This window comes from Arthrobacter sp. MW3 TE3886 (assembly GCF_041262145.1).
Taxonomy (GTDB): domain Bacteria; phylum Actinomycetota; class Actinomycetes; order Actinomycetales; family Micrococcaceae; genus Arthrobacter.
Genome location: NZ_JBGCAN010000001.1, coordinates 2,060,281 through 2,078,479 on the forward strand (window position 1 = coordinate 2,060,281; position 18,199 = coordinate 2,078,479).

Sequence of the window (18,199 nt, forward strand, 5' to 3'; positions counted from 1 at the left end):
CTTCACGAACCGGACCCAGGCAGGATCCCTCGACCGGATCCGGTGACAGGCCCACCTAAAGAACAGGCGGAAAGCACAGCCATGCAGGACCTTGGAATCATCAGCCCCGGCCTCGAAGAGTTCCGCGAACTCGCAGGCCACAGCCGAGTCATCCCCGTCCGGCTCAAGGTGCTGGCTGACGCCGAAACCCCGATCGGGCTCTACCGCAAGCTCGCCCACGGCCAGCCCGGAACGTTCCTGATGGAATCGGCGGCCGTCGGAGGCGCCTGGTCCCGCTACTCCTTCATCGGCTCCCGCTCCCGCGCCACACTGACCACCAAGGACGGCAGCGCGCACTGGCTGGGCGAGCCCCCGGTCGGTGTGCCCCTGGACGGCAACCCGGTGGACGCCATCCGTGACACCGTCGCCGCGCTGCGCACCGAGCGCTTCGACGGCCTCCCGCCGTTCACCTCCGGCCTGGTCGGGTTCCTGGGCTGGGAAACCGTCCGGCACTGGGAGAAACTGACCAGCCCGCCGGAGGACGACCTCCAACTGCCGGAAATGGCCCTCAACCTGGTCACGGACATGGCGGTCCACGACAACATGGACGGCACCGTCCTGCTGATCGCCAACGCCATCAACTTCGACAACAGCACCGAACGGGTCGACGACGCCTGGCATGACGCCGTCGCCCGCGTCAAAGCCCTGCTCGAAAAGATCAGCCGCCCCGTGGAGCAGCCGGTCTCCGTGCTGGAAACGGCCGCCCTGGATTTCGCGTCGAGCGTGCAGGAACGCTGGGACGAAACCGAGTACCTGGCCGCCCTGGACCGCGGCAAGGAGGCGATCGTGGACGGCGAGGTCTTCCAGGTGGTGATCTCCCGCCGCTTCGAAATGGAGTGCGGCGCCGACCCCCTCGACGTCTACCGGGTCCTGCGGAACACCAACCCCAGCCCCTACATGTACCTCTTCAGCTTCGAGGACGCCGCCGGCCGGGAATACACGATCGTCGGCTCATCGCCGGAGGCCCTCGTCACGGTGACCGGGCACGAGGTCATCACCCACCCCATCGCCGGCTCACGCCCGCGCGGCAAAACGGTGGAGGCGGACAAGGCCCTGGCCGAGGAGCTGCTGGCGGACGAGAAGGAACGCGCCGAGCACCTGATGCTGGTCGACCTGTCCCGCAACGACCTCTCCAAGGTCTGCGTGGCAGGATCCGTCGACGTCACCCAATTCATGGAAGTGGAGCGCTTCAGCCACATCATGCACCTGGTATCCACCGTGGTTGGAGAACTCGCCCCGGCCGCCAAGGCCTACGACGTCCTCAAGGCCACGTTCCCGGCCGGCACCCTCTCCGGTGCCCCGAAACCGCGGGCCCTGCGCCTGCTGGACGAACTTGAACCGCACCGGCGCGGCATCTACGGCGGCGTGGTGGGGTACCTGGACTTCGCCGGGGACATGGACATGGCGATCGCCATCCGGTCGGCCCTGCTCCGGGACGGACGCGCGTACGTCCAGGCCGGCGGCGGGATCGTCGCAGATTCGGTGAACCCGACCGAGGCCCAGGAAACCGTGAACAAGGCCGCCGCCCCGCTGCGCGCCGTGCACACCGCCAGGTCGCTGCACAACATCAACGCTGACGCAGTCACCGACTCAGCGCCCGACGCCGGAGCGGAGTCCTGATGGGGGAGCCGGAAGCCTCCGCCTCGAACACCGTGAAGGCCACTGTGAAGAGCACTGTGAAGAGCGGCAAGGGATCCGCCGTCCCGGGCTGGGCCCGCAAGTCCACCCTGGTCCTGGTGATCGCGGCCCTGGCCCTTGCCGTGTTCGGGACCACCACCCAGACCTGGCTCACCGTGCACCTTGACCTCACGCAGCTCGGCGCGGCCGTGGCCAGCCAGGACGGCCTGCAGGTCCAGGGCAGCAAGGCCGCGACCACTGTGACGGCGCTGGCGCTTGTGGCCCTCGCCGGCGGACTCGCGGCCTCCATCGCCGGCCGCGTGGCCCGCTGGGTCATCACGGCGATCATCCTCCTCGCGGCCGCGGGCATCGTCGCCGCGGCAGCCGTCGTGCTGGCGGACCCGCTGGCCGCGGCGCAGGGATCGATTGCGGCCGCCACCGGGATCAGCGGCAGCAGCGTGCAGGTGGACGTCACAGTGTTCCCCGTCCTCGCCGTCGTCGCCGGTGCCCTGCTGGGCCTCAGCGCCCTCGCGATCGTGCCGGCCGGCCGCTACTGGAAGAGCCGCACCAAATATGACGCGGCCTCCACCGCGGCCGCCGCCGGCGGGACTGCGGCAGGCGGTAATGCGCCGGCCGCCCCCGCGGACGAGATTGACAGCTGGGACCGGTTGTCCCGCGGCGACGACCCCACCTGAGCCGATGACAGGCGCGGGGAGCCACGCGACTAGCAGCGCGGCCAAATAACACCGCCAAAAAATGGCAGAATGTAAGCAGTATTCATCCTGAGGAGATTTCAATGAGCAAAGCCACTGTTTCCGCATCCACGTCCGCTGCGCCGAAGGGCGTCTACGACGACGTCGACCACAGCGAAGCGCCGGGTCACGGCAACAGCCCGGCCGCGTGGACCTGCGTGATCGTGATGTTGATCGGCGCCCTCATTGCGTCCATCGCCTTCGTCATCGCCAACACCCCGATCTTTGTTGCCGGTGCGGCGGTCATGGTGATCGGCCTGCTGGCCGGCTGGGCGATGCGCAAGGCCGGCTACGGCGTCGGCGGCAGCAAGCTGAAGAACTCCGGCCACTGAACGTGAGCGTTCTCGACGACATCAACGCCGGTGTCAGGGAGGATATGCAGGCGCGCCAGCGTCTGGTCACGCTCGCGGAGCTGAAGGAGCGCGCCGCCGCGGCGGCGCCCGCCCGTGACGCCTGGGCCGCCCTCGGCGGGACCTCAAGCACCCGGGAACAGCTCAAGGTGATTGCCGAGGTCAAGCGCCGCAGCCCGTCCAAGGGCCCGCTCGCGGACATCGCCGATCCCGCGTCCCTCGCCGCGCAATACGCCGACGGCGGGGCCGCCGTGATCAGCGTCCTGACCGAGGAGCGCCGCTTCGGCGGCTCCCTGGCCGACCTCGACGCCGTCCGGGCCGCAGTGGACATTCCGCTGCTGCGCAAGGACTTCATGGTTGACGAGTACCAGATCTGGGAGGCCCGGGCCCACGGCGCCGACCTGATCCTGCTTATCGTAGCCTCGCTCTCGGACGCCCAGCTGCGCGAGTTTACGGCCCTCAGCCGCGCGCTCGGCATGAACGTGCTGGTCGAGACCCATACGGCCGAGGAAATCGAACGCGCAGTAGCCGCGGAGGCCCGGATCATCGGCGTCAACGTGCGCAACCTCAAGACGCTCGACGTCGACCGTTCCGTGTTCGCGGAGCTGGCCGGCGGCATTCCCGCCGGTGCGCTCGTGGTCGCCGAATCCGGTGTGCGCGACGTCGAGGACGTCAAGCACTACGCGGCCCGCGGCGCCAACGCGGTCCTGGTCGGCGAGGCGCTGGTCAGTGACGCGACGCCCCGCGAGCGGATCGCCGAATTCATGGCTGCCGGCGCGACGGCAATCGCCGCCCGCGCCTGAGGCCGGCCGGTCCTGGCGCCTCCGTCCGGACCGTGAGCGGTACCGGGCCCGCAATTTTGCCCGGACCAATGAGCGGATCTCATCTGCAGATCCCCAAAGCTAGCAGTGGAACAGGATGGTGAGACTGATGGTCGATGCGCCAGCAGCCGGCTCTGACGAAAGTGCCGTGGACGCGTTCCTGCAGGGCGGCCGCCCCGGGGAGCATCCCGCGCAGGGCGAACCGTCCCTGCGCCACGCCCCGGGGCCCTACTTCGGGAACTACGGCGGCCGGTGGATGCCGGAGTCGCTCATCGCAGCCCTGGACGAGCTCGAGGACACCTTCGAGAAGGCCAAGGCCGACCCCGAGTTCACGGCCCAGATCGCCGAGCTGAACAAGAACTACTCCGGCCGGCCCTCCCTGCTGACCGAGGCCAAGCGCTTCGCCGAGCACGCCGGCGGGGTGCGGATCTTCCTCAAGCGCGAAGACCTCAACCACACCGGCTCGCACAAGATCAACAACGTCCTGGGCCAGGCGCTGCTGGCCAAGCGGATGGGCAAGACCCGCGTCATCGCCGAAACCGGCGCCGGCCAGCACGGTGTTGCCAGCGCCACGGCGGCAGCCCTGCTGGGACTGGAATGCGTGGTCTACATGGGCGCCGAGGACTGCCGCAGGCAGTCCCTCAACGTGGCCCGGATGGAGCTCCTCGGCGCCACCGTCATCCCGGTGACCAACGGATCCCAGACGCTCAAGGACGCCATCAACGAGGCCCTGCGCGACTGGGTGGCGAACGTGGGCAACACGCACTACCTGCTGGGCACCGCCGCCGGAGCGCACCCGTTCCCGGCGATGGTCCGCTACTTCCACGAAGTGATCGGCGAGGAAGCCCGCGCCCAGATCCTGGACCAGACGGGCCGGCTGCCGGATGCAGTCTGTGCCTGCATCGGCGGCGGCTCCAACGCGATCGGCATCTTCCACGGCTTCCTCGATGACCCCTCGGTCAAGATCTACGGCTTCGAGGCCGGCGGCGAGGGCGTCGAAACCGGACGCCACGCGGCCACCATCACCCTCGGCAAGCCCGGTGTGCTGCACGGCGCGCGTTCCTACCTCATGCAGGACGACGACGGCCAGACCATCGAGTCGCACTCCATCTCCGCGGGCCTGGACTACCCGGGCGTCGGCCCCGAGCACTCCTACCTCGCCGACATTGGCCGGGTCAGCTACGAGCCCATCACGGACAGCGAAGCCATGGAGGCCTTCCGGCTCCTGTGCCGCACCGAGGGCATCATCCCCGCCATCGAATCCGCCCACGCCCTTGCCGGCGCCATCAAGGTGGGGCAGCGGCTCGCCGCCGCAGGCGAGGCTTCAGGCGACGCCGGCGCAGCCTCAGAGAAAATCGTGATCGTGAACCTCTCCGGCCGCGGCGACAAGGACGTGGCCACAGCCGCGGAGTGGTTCGACCTGCTGGACAAGGACTCACCCGAAGCCGAAATCGCCAAAGAGGGGGAACAGCTGTGAGCACCAGCCAGGACGGCAACCAGCACACCGCGCAGCACGCCAGCAAGTCGGCCGCGGCCATTGACCGCGCCCGCGCCCAGGGCCGGGCGGCCCTGATCGGCTACCTGCCCGCCGGCTACCCGAGCGTGGAAGACACCATTGCCGCCGGCATCGCCCTGGCCGAGAACGGCGCCGACCTCATCGAGATCGGCATCCCGTACTCGGACCCTGTCATGGACGGCCAGGTCATCCAGGCTGCCACGACGGAGGCCCTGGCGAAGGGTTTCCACGTCCGGGAGGTCTTCGACGTCGTCCGCGGCATTACTAGCAAGACCGATGCCGCCGTGCTGGTCATGACCTACTGGAACCCCGTGGTCCGGATGGGCGTGGACGAGTTCTCCCGCCGCCTGGCCGAGGCCGGGGGAGCCGGGCTCATCACGCCGGACCTCATTCCGGACGAGGCCGCCGAATGGATGGCGGCCTCGGACAAGTACGGCCTGGACCGGGTGTTCCTCGTGGCTCCCTCGTCCTCGCCGGAACGCATGAAGCGCACGGTCGACGCGAGCCGCGGCTTCGTCTACGCCGTGTCCATCATGGGCGTCACCGGCGCCCGGACCTCGGTCAGCTCCGCGGCCAAGGACGTCGTCGCCGCCGCGCACGCCGCCGGCGCCGAACGCGTCTGCGTGGGCCTCGGCGTCTCCACCGCCAGCCACGTCCGCGAGATCGCCGAGTACGCCGACGGCGTGATTGTCGGCACCGCCCTCGTCGCGGCCATCCGGGACGGCGGCGTGGATGCGGTAGCCTCCTTGACGAAAGACCTCAGCACCGGCCTTACCAAGGAAGAAGCGTAAGCAATGCAGTCAGTCCTCCACGCGGCGGCGATGATTCCCGCGAGCATTCCGAGCCCCAGCTGGTCCGGATTCGACATCCCGCTGCCGTGGGGGTCCCTGCGCATCCACGCCTACGCCCTGTGCATCCTCGCCGGCATTATCGCCGGCCTGTGGCTGACCTCGGTCCGCTGGGCACGCCGCGGCGCCCCCGAGGGCAGCGTCTGGGACATCGCCATCTGGGCCATCCCGTTCGGCATCATCGGCGGACGGCTCTACCACGTGTTCTCCTCTCCGGACGCCTACTTCGGGCCCGGATTCGACGGCACAGGGGACCTGTCCCTGATTCCGCAGATCCAGCGCGGCGGCCTGGGCATCTGGGGTGCCGTCGTGCTCGGCGCCGTGGGCGCTTGGATCGGGTGCCGGCGTGCCGGGGTGAAGCTGAGCGCCTTCATGGACGCCGCGGCCCCCGGGCTGCTGCTGGCCCAGGCCATTGGCCGGTGGGGCAACTACTTCAACCAGGAGCTCTTCGGCGGCCCCACCACGCTTCCGTGGGGGCTGCAGATCGATCCCAACAACCCGAACTTCCCCGCCGGCATGCCGGCGGAGACGCTCTTCCACCCGACGTTCCTCTACGAGTCGCTGTGGAACCTGGCCGGCGTGCTGATCCTGCTGGCCCTGGACCGCAAGTTCAGCTTCCGCCGCGGCCGCCTCTTCTGCCTCTACGCCATGTACTACACCCTGGGCCGTGTCTGGATCGAGGCCATGCGGATCGACGACGCCGAGCAGATCACCCTCTTCGGGCTCACCACCAGGCTCAATGTCTGGACCAGCATCATCGTGTTCGCCGGGGCCCTGCTCGCCTTCATCCTCCTCGGACTGCGCAAGCGCTCCGAGCCGGACACCCCGTTCCTCCCGGGCCGCGGGCCGGCGGAGGCAACGCCGGTGGAGACGACGCCGGCTGAGACGACGCCGGCTGAGGAAAAGACGGCAGCGTCAAAGCCGGACGCTGACGCCACCGACGACGACCGCGCCACCGTTCCCGCGGACGCGGCAACCATCCGCCATTCGGACACCGCTGTCTCAGATAGTGAATCCCGTGCTAATCTCCGGAATAACCAAAGCGGACCAGTTCGCGCATCCGAGGATGCGGACAAGGACTCCACGGGCGGCACCGCGCCCGCCAACGGAGCTCCGGCAGCCGGAGTTTCCGGCCGCCAGGGAACTGGAACCGCGCCGGAGGCTGAGGGCACCAAATAGCTCAGCGCCGGCACTTCGGGTTGACCGGAGCCACCGCTCACCGGACCCGACTCCACAGCGTCGTGGCAAGAGGGCTTGCCATGGACAGCAGATCGAAGCTGTCCATGCAAGCCCAGGCCAGCACCTGCGTAACTGTTAGTACAGGAGGCCGGGCTGGCCTACAATTCCAGTTAGAAAAACACTCTGTTGCGCCCGTCACACACCGGCGTGCCGAGTGGGGCCAATGTTGTCCCTCCCATACGCACGATCAGGAGGAAGGACGTCTCCAATGACCCAAACTCTTCACAGCCCCAGCTGGTCCGATCCGGACCAACCCTCGGCTGCCGCGTCACCCTTCAGCCGGTTCGCGGCGATTCCGGCCGCTGCCGGACTCTACAACCCGGAGAACGAGAAGGACGCCTGCGGCCTGGCCATCATCGCCACGCTCCGCGGTGAGCCTGGCTACGACATCGTCGACGCCGCCCTGACCGCCCTGCGCAACCTCGAGCACCGCGGTGCCGTGGGCGCCGATGAAGGTACCGGCGACGGCGCCGGCCTCCTGATGCAGGTGCCGGACGAGTTCTTCCGCGCAGTCACGGACTTCGAGCTTCCTGCCCCCGGCCAGTACATCGTGGGAACCGCGTTCCTGCCCGCCGAGCAGCGCGAATCCGACGCCGCCCGCGCCGGCATCGAAGGCCTCGCCGCGGACGAGGGCCTGACCGTCCTGGGCTGGCGCGAAGTCCCGATCGTGGCCGACCTGGTCGGGGCCATGGCCCGGGCCTGCATGCCGTACTTCTCGCAGCCCTTCTTCGCCTCCAGCACCGGGGAAACCCTCGAGCGCAACGAGCTCGATTCCCGCGCCTGGCGGATCCGCAAGCGCGCCCAGAACAAGTTCGGCGTGTACTTCCCGTCCCTCTCCTCCCGGACCATCGTCTACAAGGGCATGCTCACCACCGCGCAGCTCGAGCCGTTCTACCCGGACCTGTCGGACAAGCGCTTCAAGACCAAGCTCGCGATCGTCCACTCGCGCTTCTCCACCAACACGTTCCCGTCCTGGCCGCTGGCCCAGCCGTTCCGCACCATCGCGCACAACGGCGAGATCAACACCGTCAAGGGCAACCGCAACTGGATGCGGGCCCGGCAGTCCCAGCTCTCCAGCCCGCTGCTGGGGGACTCACCCGAAGAGCTGTTCCCGATCTGCACCCCGGGCGCCTCGGACTCGGCCTCCTTCGACGAGGTCGCCGAGCTGCTCTGGCTCTCCGGCCGGCCCATCACGCACTCGATCATGATGATGATCCCGGAGGCATGGGAAAACCACGCCACCATGGATCCGGCCCGCCGCGCCTTCTACGAATACCACTCGATGCTCATGGAGCCGTGGGACGGCCCGGCGGCCGTCTCCTTCACGGACGGCAACCTGGTCGGTGCCACGCTGGACCGCAACGGGCTGCGCCCGGGCCGGTACTGGATCACCGAGGACGGCCTGATCATCTTCGCCTCCGAAGTCGGCGTGATCGACGTCGAACCCTCCAAGGTGGTCAAGAAGGGCCGCGTCTCGCCGGGCAAGATGTTCCTGGTGGACACCGGGGCCGGCCGGATCATCGACGACGCCGAGGTCAAGGCCGAGGTCGCCGCCGCGAACCCCTGGGCCGAATGGGTCAAGGACAACCTGATCGACCTCAAGAACCTGCCCGAACGCGAGCACGTCGTGCACACCGCCGCGTCGGTCAACATCCGCCAGCGCACCTTCGGCTACACCACCGAGGAACTGAAAATCCTGCTGGGCCCGATGGCCCGCACCGGCGCCGAACCGCTCGGTGCCATGGGCTCGGACACCCCGGTGGCCGTGCTGTCCAAGCGCCCGCGGCTGCTCTTCGACTACTTCGTGCAGTCCTTCGCGCAGGTCACCAACCCGCCCCTGGACGCCATCCGTGAAGAGCTCGTCACGTCCCTGACGTGCGCAATCGGCCCGAACGGCAACCTGCTGGACACCAAGCAGGTCCGGCAGCCGCAGGTCTCGCTGCCGTTCCCCGTGATCAACAACGACCAGCTCGCCAAGATCGCGAACATCGAAAGCGCCGACGGCGGCAAGGTCGCCATGAAGGTCCGCGGACTCTACCGCCCCGAAGGCGGCGAGAACTCCCTCCGGGCCCGGCTCACCGAAATCTGCGAACAGGTCTCCGGCGCCATCAACCGCGGCGTCCAGTACGTCGTGCTCTCGGACCGCGACTCGAACGCCCAGTGGGCCCCGATCCCGTCCCTGCTGCTGGTCAGCGCCGTCCACCACCACCTGCTGCGCAGCGCCAACCGCACCAAGACCGCCCTCGTGGTGGAGGCCGGCGACGTCCGCGAGACCCACCACGTCGCCGTGCTCATCGGCTACGGCGCCTCCGCCGTGAACCCGTACCTGGCCATGGAATCCGTGGAGCAGCTCATCGCCTCCGGCGACGTCGTGGGGGTCACCCCGCAGGACGGCGTCTACAACCTGATCAAGGGCCTCGGCAAGGGCGTCCTGAAGATCATGTCCAAGATGGGCATCTCCACCGTCGCCTCCTACACCGGTGCCCAGACCTTCGAAGCGCTCGGCCTCGGCCAGGACCTCGTGGACGAGTACTTCTCCGGCACGCACTCCCAGCTCGGCGGCGTCGGCCTCGACGTCATTGCCGCCGAAGTCCTGGCACGGCACCGGATGGCCTACCCCGAGAACGGCATCGAACTGCCGCACCAGCCCCTGCTCGGCGGCGGCGAATACCAGTGGCGCCGCGACGGCGAACCCCACCTGTTCAACCCCGAGACCGTCTTCCGGCTCCAGCACGCCACGCGTGAACGCCGCTACGACATCTTCAAGGCCTACACCCGCGGCGTTGACGACCAGTCCGAGAACCTCATGACCCTGCGCGGTCTGCTGAAGTTCAAGGCCGGTTCGCGTCCCGCGGTGCCGCTCGAGGAAGTCGAACCGGTTTCCAGCATCGTCAAGCGGTTCTCCACCGGCGCCATGAGCTACGGCTCCATCTCCAAGGAAGCCCACGAGACCCTCGCGATCGCCATGAACCGGCTGGGCGGCAAGTCCAACACCGGTGAAGGCGGCGAGGACGTGGACCGCCTGCTCGATCCCACCCGCCGCTCCGCGGTCAAGCAGATCGCCTCCGGCCGCTTCGGCGTCACCAGCTTGTACCTGTCCAACGCGGACGACATCCAGATCAAGATGGCCCAGGGTGCCAAGCCCGGCGAAGGCGGCCAGCTGATGGCGCAGAAGGTCTACCCCTGGGTAGCCCGGACGCGGCACTCGACCCCCGGCGTCGGCCTCATTTCGCCGCCCCCGCACCACGACATCTACTCCATCGAGGACCTCGCGCAGCTGATCTACGACGCCAAGCGCGCCAACCCCTCGGCCCGGGTGCACGTCAAGCTCGTCTCCGAGGTCGGGATCGGCACCGTGGCGGCCGGCGTCACCAAGGCCAAGGCCGACGTCGTGCTCGTTTCCGGGCACGACGGCGGTACCGGCGCCTCGCCGCTGAACTCGCTCAAGCACGCCGGTGTCCCGTGGGAACTCGGCCTCGCCGAGACGCAGCAGACGCTCATGCTCAACGGCCTGCGCGACCGCGTGGTGGTGCAGGTCGATGGCCAGCTCAAGACCGGCCGCGACGTCGTGATCGCCGCGCTGCTCGGCGGCGAGGAGTTTGGCTTCGCGACCGCCCCGCTGGTGGTCTCCGGCTGCATCATGATGCGCGTCTGCCACCTGGACACCTGCCCGGTGGGCGTCGCTACCCAGAACCCCGAGCTGCGCTCCCGGTTCAACGGCAAGCCCGAGTTCGTGGTGAACTTCTTCGAATTCCTTGCCGAGGAAGTCCGCGAAATCCTCGCCGAACTGGGTTTCCGCAGCATCGAGGAGGCGATCGGCCACGCCGAGATGCTCGACTCCCGCGACGCGATCAACCACTGGAAGGCCGAAGGGCTGGACCTGGACCCGATCCTGCACGGGCTCGAGTTCGACAACGACGCGCCGCTGCGCAACCTCACCGGCCAGAACCACGAACTCGACAAGCACTTCGACCAGCGCCTGATCGCCATGGCGGCCGAGGCGCTGAGCGACCGCACGCCGGTGAAGATCTCCGTGAACGTCATCAACACGGACCGCTCCGTCGGCACCATGCTCGGGCATGTCGTGACGAAGACCTTCAGCACCGACGTCCTGGCCACGGACACCATTGACATCACGCTCAATGGCACCGCCGGCCAGTCACTCGGGGCGTTCCTGCCGGCCGGCATCACGCTGCGCATGTTCGGCGACTCCAACGACTACGTCGGCAAGGGACTCTCCGGCGGCCGCATCATCGTCCGGCCGGACCGCACCAACGTGTTCCCGGCCGAGCGCAACGTGATCGCCGGCAACGTCATCGGCTACGGCGCCACAAGCGGTGAGCTGTTCCTCCGCGGCCAGGTGGGCGAACGCTTCCTGGTCCGCAACTCCGGCGCCACCGCGGTGGTCGAAGGCATCGGCGACCACGGCTGCGAGTACATGACCGGTGGCCAGACGCTCATCATCGGCCGCACCGGACGCAACTTCGGCGCCGGCATGTCCGGGGGCACGGCCTACGTGCTGGACCTGCAGACCGAGCGCGTCAACAAGCAGGCCCTCGAGTCAGGCGAGCTGCAGCTGCGCGAGCTCGACGCCGAGGACCGCGATATCGTCCACGGGCTGCTCGTCAAGCACCTCGAGGAAACCGAGTCGCTGCTCGCGGCGCGGCTCCTCGAGAACTTCGATGACACCGCAGCCCGCATAACCAAGGTGCTGCCGCGTGACTACGCGGCCGTCCTGCAAACCCGTCTTGACGCCATCGAAGAGGGCCTGGACCCCGACGGCGAAGAAGTTTGGTCTCGAATCCTGGAGGTGACCGGTGGCTGATCCACGCGGATTTCTGAAAGTACGTCAGCGTGAAACCCAGCCGCGCCGTCCCGTTCCGGTCCGCATCATGGACTGGAAAGAGGTCTACGAGGCCCAGGAAAAGGGTGTCCTGAAGGCCCAGGCCGGCCGCTGCATGGACTGCGGCGTTCCGTTCTGCCACCAGGGCTGCCCGCTGGGCAACCTCATTCCGGAATGGAACGACCTCGTCTGGCGGGACAAGGGCGAGGAAGCGATGGAGCGGCTGCACGCCACCAACAACTTCCCCGAGTTCACCGGCCGGCTGTGCCCTGCCCCCTGCGAGGCGTCCTGCGTGCTGGGCATCAACCAGCCCGCGGTGACCATCAAGCAGGTCGAGGTATCGATCGTGGACCAGGCCTTCGAGAACGGCTGGGTCAACCCGCTGCCGCCCGCGCGCCTGACCGGCAAGACGGTCGCCGTCGTCGGTTCCGGCCCCGCCGGGCTCGCCGTCGCCCAGCAGCTGACCCGGGTGGGCCACACAGTGGCCGTGTACGAGCGCGACGACAAGATCGGCGGCCTCCTGCGCTACGGGATCCCCGACTTCAAGATGGAAAAAGAGCAGGTGGACCGCCGGCTGGAGCAGATGAAGGCCGAAGGCACCCGGTTCCGCACCGGGGTGGCCGTCGGCACCGACGTGACGTGGGAGCAGCTGCGCCGCCGGTACGACGCCGTCGTCATCGCCACCGGGGCCACCGTCCCGCGTGACCTGCCGATCCCGGGCCGCGAGCTCGACGGCGTCCACTACGCCATGGACTACCTCGTGCCGGCCAACCGGGTGGTGGCGGGGGAGACCGTGGAGAACCAGATCAACGCCGCGGGCAAGCACGTCGTCATCCTCGGCGGCGGCGACACCGGCGCCGACTGCCTCGGCACCGCGCACCGGCACCAGGCCGCGTCCGTGACCACCCTGGCGATCGGCAAGCAGCCGCCCATCGAGCGGGCCGGCCACCAGCCGTGGCCGACGTTCCCCACCCTCTTCGAGGTCGCCAGCGCGCACGAGGAAGGTGGCGAACGCACCTACCTCGCCTCCACCGTGGAGTTCGTCGGGGAGAACGGCAAACTCACCGGCGTCAAGGTTGCGGAGACGGAATTCGTCGACGGCAAGCGCCTGCCGAAGGCCGGCACCGAGCGGATCATTCCGGCGGACCTCGTCTTCCTGTCCCTGGGCTTCACCGGCGCCGAGCCGGCAGGGATCACCGACCAGGTCCAGGCCGACTTTGACGGCCGCGGCAACGTGGCACGCGACGGCTACTACATGACCAACACTGAAGGTATCTTCGTCGCGGGCGACGCCGGCCGCGGCCAGTCGCTCATCGTTTGGGCCATCGCCGAAGGGCGCGCCTGCGCGGCCGCGGTGGACAAGTTCCTGATGGGCAGCACCATTCTGCCGGCACCCGTGGCGCCGACCGACCGTGCGATGGCGGTTCTGTAGTCCCACAGGACCTCCGGGATTCATCCGCACTTCAACTTAATCCATGCAACACACCAGTAGGGTAGGTATATGAGACGCGCTAAAATCGTGGCCACTTTCGGACCGGCAATCGCAAGCTTTGACAACACGCTGGCCGTGCTGGAAGCCGGCGTTGACGTGGCACGCATGAACATGAGCCACGGCGATTACTCCGTGCACGACAACACCTACGAGAACGTCCGCAAGGCTGCGGGACAGCTCGGCAAGGCCGTGGCCATCATGGCCGACCTGCAGGGCCCGAAGATCCGCCTCGGACGCTTCGTCGACGGTCCCCACCTCCTGGAGGTCGGCGACACGTTCACGATCACCACCGAGGACGTTCCCGGCACCAAGGACATCTGCTCCACGACCCTCAAGAGCCTGACCGAGGACGTCAACCCGGGCGATGCCCTGCTGATCGACGACGGCAAGGTCGCCCTCCGCGCGATCGACGTCGACGACGTCAAGGTGGTCGCCCAGGTGATTGTCGGCGGCTGGGTCTCCAACAACAAGGGCATCAACCTGCCCGGCGTTGCTGTCAACGTGCCGGCGCTGAGCGAAAAGGACGAGGACGATCTGCGCTGGGCCATGCGCCGCGGCGTGGACATGGTTGCCCTGTCCTTCGTGCGGGATGCCTCGGACATCGTCCGCGTGCACGAGATCATGGACGAGGAAGGCCGCCGCGTGCCGGTCATCGCCAAGATCGAGAAGCCGCAGGCCGTGGAGCAGCTCCCCGAGATCATCGACGCCTTCGACGCCATCATGGTGGCCCGTGGCGACCTTGGTGTGGAACTTCCCCTCGAGGAAGTGCCGATCGTGCAGAAGCGCGCCATCGAACTGGCACGCCGCTGGGCCAAACCGGTCATCGTGGCCACCCAGGTCCTCGAGTCGATGATCGACAACCCGCGCCCCACCCGCGCCGAGGCCTCCGACTGCGCCAACGCGGTGCTCGACGGCGCCGACGCGGTCATGCTCTCCGGCGAGACCAGCGTGGGCAAGTACCCGATCGAGACCGTCAAGGTCATGGCCCGGATCATCGAATCCACCGAGGTCCACGGCCTGGAGCGCGTCCCCCCGCTCGGCACCAAGCCCAAGACCCGCGGCGGCGCCATCACCCGCGCCGCCGTCGAGATCGCCGACCAGCTGGAAGCGAAGTACATCTGTACCTTCACCCAGTCCGGCGACTCGGCACGCCGCCTCTCCCGGTTGCGCCCCATCAGGCCGGTCTTCGCCTTCACCCCGGTGGAGCACGTCTGGAACCAGCTCGCACTGACCTGGGGCATCCAGCCGGTCCTGGTCCCGATGGTGGGCCACACCGATGAGATGACCGCCCAGGTTGACCGCAGCCTGCTGGAACTCGACGTCGTCGAGGACGGCGACCTGGTGGTCATCGCCGCCGGTTCGCCTCCCGGAAAGGCCGGTTCGACGAACCTGCTGAAGGTCCACAAGGTGGGCGACCTCGCCGACATCGGCAGCCAGGGCGAAGCGGCCGTGGCCAAGGACAAGCTCGGCCCGTGGCCGGAAAAGAAGAAGAAGAACCGGGTCCAGGCCTAGTTCCGAAAGCTTGAATGCAAAAGGGAGGATCCCTGCCGGCTGGCGGGGATCCTCCCTTTTTGGTGCTTCGCGTGCGCGGCTTCCGGCCGCGGAGCGCGGCCGGCGCCGTCGGCCGCTAGTTGACTTGGTTGATGATGGTTTCGGCGACCTCGCGCATGCTGAGGCGGCGGTCCATCGAGGTCTTCTGGATCCAGCGGAAGGCTTCCGGTTCCGTCAGGCCCATCTTGGTGGTCAGGAGGCTCTTGGCGCGCTCCACGAGCTTGCGGGTGGCGAACTGCTCCTGCAGGTCGGTGACCTCGCTCTCGAGGGCCTTGATTTCCTCGTGGCGGGACAGCGCGATCTCCAAGGCCGGGATGAGGTCCGCCGGGGTGAACGGCTTGACCACATACGCCATGGCACCGGCGTCGCGGGCCCGCTCCACGAGCTCTTTCTGGCTGAACGCGGTGAGCAGCACCACGGGGGCGATCCGGGCCTTGACGATCTTTTCAGCGGCCGAGATGCCGTCCATGACCGGCATCTTGACGTCCATCAGGACCAGGTCGGGCTTGAGCTCCTCGGCGAGCTGCACGGCCTTTTCGCCGTTGTCTGCCTCGCCGACGACGTCGTAGCCTTCGCCCCGCAGGATCTCGATGATGTCTAGGCGGATGAGGGTCTCATCCTCGGCGACGACAACGCGGCGCGCCGGCTGGGAAGTGGGGGTTGACTCCGTCTGTTCTGACACGGGAACTCCTTGGAAAGGTACGGCGGGAACTCAACCATCATAGGTTTTGTCCGCCAATGTACTTGGACCGGTTTGGTTCGATGCGGCGTCACTGGCGCGATTCTGGAATTCAGCCTATCTGCATGTAGAGTAATTTCGCGCACTGGAAGCGATCGCGTTGCTCACAGCACTGTGGCAGGCTGATTGTTACACCGGTGTACTCCGCGCCCGAGTGGCGGAATTGGCAGACGCGCCGCACTCAAAATGCGGTATCGAAAGGTGTGTGGGTTCGAGTCCCACCTCGGGCACGTGTTTTCCCTGTTCAGGGGCTTGTGGGCCTCTGAGTGTGTACAAATCTCCTCTTATGGGCCCCTGCGGGGGCCCATTTTTGTTGGTATCTGGCGCGGTTTGGCGGCTCCTTCGCTTGATGTGGACAGCGGTGTTGCTGGGTACTTATTCATGGCCGGGAGCGTCTGGAACTGCATGACTTGTGCACCTGGGGGACCGCGCTCGTGGTTGTTCCTGACCGTCACTACGCGGCGTGATCGGTGGGGACAAACGACACGGACGAGCCAATTGATGCAGACCACGTAGTTCGCCAATTCCGGGACCCCACGAGGCGGGTCGTTATGGCGCAACAAGGCACCGGCGAGTTGAACTACCCCCGTCTAGCACGATCTGACCGTCGGTCGCCCACCTCATGCCGTCCGGGTATGCGGTTCCTCGGATTTTGGTCTTAGACAGCATCCGCGGTCGATCCGAGAATGGATGGATACTCATGGCTGAAAGGAATCCCATGTCTGTATCAGTGGAATCTTCCGCAGGAGCTGCCCACACTCCCGCAGCCACCGGCACTATTGTCCAGTTCTCCCCGCAGGTCCTCGCGCAGCGCACGCTTGCCGCCCGCCCCTCAGAGGTTCGCAAAGTGTTCAGGGCGGCCCAGAGGCCGGGCATGATCTCCTTTGCCAACGGGGCGCCATACCTCGGCGCGCTCCCGTTCGAGCGGATTGCGCTGGATGCCCAGCGAATTCTGCTGGAGAACGGTGAGCGCTCGTTCCAGTACGGGGCCAGCGACGGCATTCCCGAGCTGCGCGCGCACATCGTCAAACTCATGAAATTCGAAGGCATCACGGCCCGACCGGACCAGGTCATCGTGACCTCGGGAAGCCAGCAGGCGCTAGACGTCGCGGCGCGCGTGCTGGTCAACCCCGGGGACGTCATCTTCGCCGAGGCACCCTCGTACGCCGGCGGCATGGCCGTCTTTACCAGCTACGAGGCCGAAATCGTGCACGTGCCGATGGATGCGGACGGTTTGATCCCGGAGGAGCTGGAGCGGCTCATTGGTGAGGTCCGGGCCGCCGGCAAGACGGCCAAGGGACTGTACACAATCCCCAACTTCCAGAATCCCGGCGGCGTGAACCTCTCGGCGGAACGCCGTCACCGGGTTGGAGAACTTTGCCGCACCAACGATCTCCTGATCTTCGAGGACAACCCTTACGGACTGCTTGGTTTCGACGGCGAAACCATGCGCGCCATCCAGCCTGAATTCGAAGACATCACCCTGTATTTCGGCTCTTTCTCCAAGATGATCGCTCCGGGCCTGCGCGTGGGCTGGGTCCTGCCTCCCGCAATGCTATATGGACACCTCGCCAACGCCAGCGAGACCTCCCAGCTCAATCCCTCGGTGTTCTCCCAGCAACTCATCAGCGCCTACCTCGACGATCCGACCTGGCCGGACAAGCTCGCCGAATACCGGGGGATCTACCGTGAGAAGTTCACCGCTCTGGTGGAAACGCTGGAACAGGTCATGCCGGCTGGCACCACCTGGAACCGGCCTACCGGCGGCTTCTACTTGTGGGTGAGCGTCCCCGCGGGCATCGACACCGAAGCATTGGTCTACGAATGCATCGAACGCGGCGTCGTGTACGTTCCGGGCACCGCGTTCTACACGGACGGAAGAGGCCACAGCGAACTCCGGATGTCCTTCTGTCTGCCGACGCTGGACGATATCCGCAAGGGCGCCGCCATCCTCGGCGACGTGTTCCGCGACGCAGCCGCCAAGGTGACTGTTAAGCCTGACACCGCCGGTTCCCGAACGGACTAGGGGCCAATCACCTAAAGTCCCGCCGAAGCCGCCACGTCGCCCGTATGGCGGCAGGCGGGCTACGTGCGGGGCGGCACCACTGGCCTGGCAACGGACTTCATCGCCTTGACATGGCGAAGGAGCCGTTGCCGGGCTTGTGGCGTGCCCTGGCCAGTCGGCCGATGGCGGCAGAGGTGCCGCTGAACGGCTTGGAAGCAGCGATATCCGTGGCTTGCCTCGACGCCCTAACAGCAGGTGGTCTTTGTGCACCTCCCTGGACCGGACGATGCCTTCGTTAAAGACGACGCGGCCGTTGCAACACTCCGGAAATTGTTCCGGGGTGTTGCAACGGCCGCTGGAAGCGGTGTGGGCCCAGCCGGCTGGCCG

General features: G+C 67.3%; 12 protein-coding genes and 1 tRNA gene. 12 read left to right on the forward strand and 1 reads right to left on the reverse strand.

The features are described 5' to 3' along the window. Positions 1 to 81: 81 nt before the first annotated feature. The 10 genes from ABH915_RS09370 to pyk all read left to right on the forward strand — a co-directional run bounded on the left by ABH915_RS09370 (position 82) and on the right by pyk (position 15,029). Positions 82 to 1,659 carry an anthranilate synthase component I gene (locus ABH915_RS09370; protein ID WP_370120222.1) on the forward strand — a complete coding sequence of 526 codons (1,578 nt, stop codon included), beginning with the start codon at positions 82 to 84 and terminating at the stop codon, positions 1,657 to 1,659. Further along, positions 1,659 to 2,351 (forward strand): Trp biosynthesis-associated membrane protein, encoded by a 693-nt coding sequence (locus ABH915_RS09375; RefSeq protein ID WP_370120225.1) that lies wholly within the window; start codon positions 1,659 to 1,661, stop codon positions 2,349 to 2,351. Before ABH915_RS09370 ends, ABH915_RS09375 begins: the two co-directional genes overlap by 1 nt. 101 nt (positions 2,352 to 2,452) lie before the next feature. Beyond that, positions 2,453 to 2,740, forward strand: coding sequence for an HGxxPAAW family protein (locus ABH915_RS09380; protein WP_018772470.1), 288 nt, complete (start codon positions 2,453 to 2,455; stop codon positions 2,738 to 2,740). 2 nt (positions 2,741 to 2,742) lie between these two features. Beyond that, positions 2,743 to 3,561, forward strand: a complete 819-nt coding sequence (gene trpC, locus ABH915_RS09385; RefSeq protein WP_370120227.1) for an indole-3-glycerol phosphate synthase TrpC — start codon at positions 2,743 to 2,745, stop codon at positions 3,559 to 3,561. A gap of 127 nt (positions 3,562 to 3,688) precedes the next feature. Beyond that, positions 3,689 to 5,056 carry a tryptophan synthase subunit beta gene (trpB, locus tag ABH915_RS09390; protein ID WP_370120229.1) on the forward strand — a complete coding sequence of 456 codons (1,368 nt, stop codon included), beginning with the start codon at positions 3,689 to 3,691 and terminating at the stop codon, positions 5,054 to 5,056. Continuing rightward, positions 5,053 to 5,886, forward strand: coding sequence for a tryptophan synthase subunit alpha (gene trpA, locus ABH915_RS09395; RefSeq protein ID WP_370120232.1), 834 nt, complete (start codon positions 5,053 to 5,055; stop codon positions 5,884 to 5,886). The genes trpB and trpA overlap by 4 nt, the downstream gene beginning before the upstream one ends. A 3-nt stretch (positions 5,887 to 5,889) precedes the next feature. Then, entirely contained in the window at positions 5,890 to 7,122 is a 1,233-nt protein-coding gene (gene lgt, locus ABH915_RS09400) for a prolipoprotein diacylglyceryl transferase (RefSeq protein WP_370120235.1), read from the forward strand. Positions 7,123 to 7,390: 268 nt separating this feature from the next. Next, entirely contained in the window at positions 7,391 to 12,007 is a 4,617-nt protein-coding gene (gltB, locus tag ABH915_RS09405; protein ID WP_370120238.1) for a glutamate synthase large subunit, read from the forward strand. Continuing rightward, a complete protein-coding gene (locus ABH915_RS09410; RefSeq protein ID WP_370120241.1) occupies positions 12,000 to 13,457 on the forward strand; it encodes a glutamate synthase subunit beta in 1,458 nt (485 codons plus the stop codon). The genes gltB and ABH915_RS09410 overlap by 8 nt, the downstream gene beginning before the upstream one ends. Before the next feature lie 69 nt (positions 13,458 to 13,526). Continuing rightward, positions 13,527 to 15,029, forward strand: coding sequence for a pyruvate kinase (gene pyk / locus ABH915_RS09415; protein ID WP_043465656.1), 1,503 nt, complete (start codon positions 13,527 to 13,529; stop codon positions 15,027 to 15,029). Positions 15,030 to 15,144: 115 nt separating this feature from the next. Here the strand turns inward: pyk and ABH915_RS09420 are convergent, their stop codons facing one another. Beyond that, a complete protein-coding gene (locus ABH915_RS09420) occupies positions 15,145 to 15,750 on the reverse strand; it encodes an ANTAR domain-containing response regulator (RefSeq protein WP_018772478.1) in 606 nt (201 codons plus the stop codon). Positions 15,751 to 15,955: 205 nt separating this feature from the next. On the opposite strand from ABH915_RS09420, the gene ABH915_RS09425 reads away from it, so the two are divergent. Next, positions 15,956 to 16,037 (forward strand) — tRNA-Leu (locus ABH915_RS09425). A gap of 488 nt (positions 16,038 to 16,525) precedes the next feature. After that, complete coding sequence (locus ABH915_RS09430; RefSeq protein ID WP_370120245.1) at positions 16,526 to 17,833, forward strand: PLP-dependent aminotransferase family protein; 1,308 nt, start codon at positions 16,526 to 16,528, stop codon at positions 17,831 to 17,833. Positions 17,834 to 18,199 lie beyond the last annotated feature (366 nt).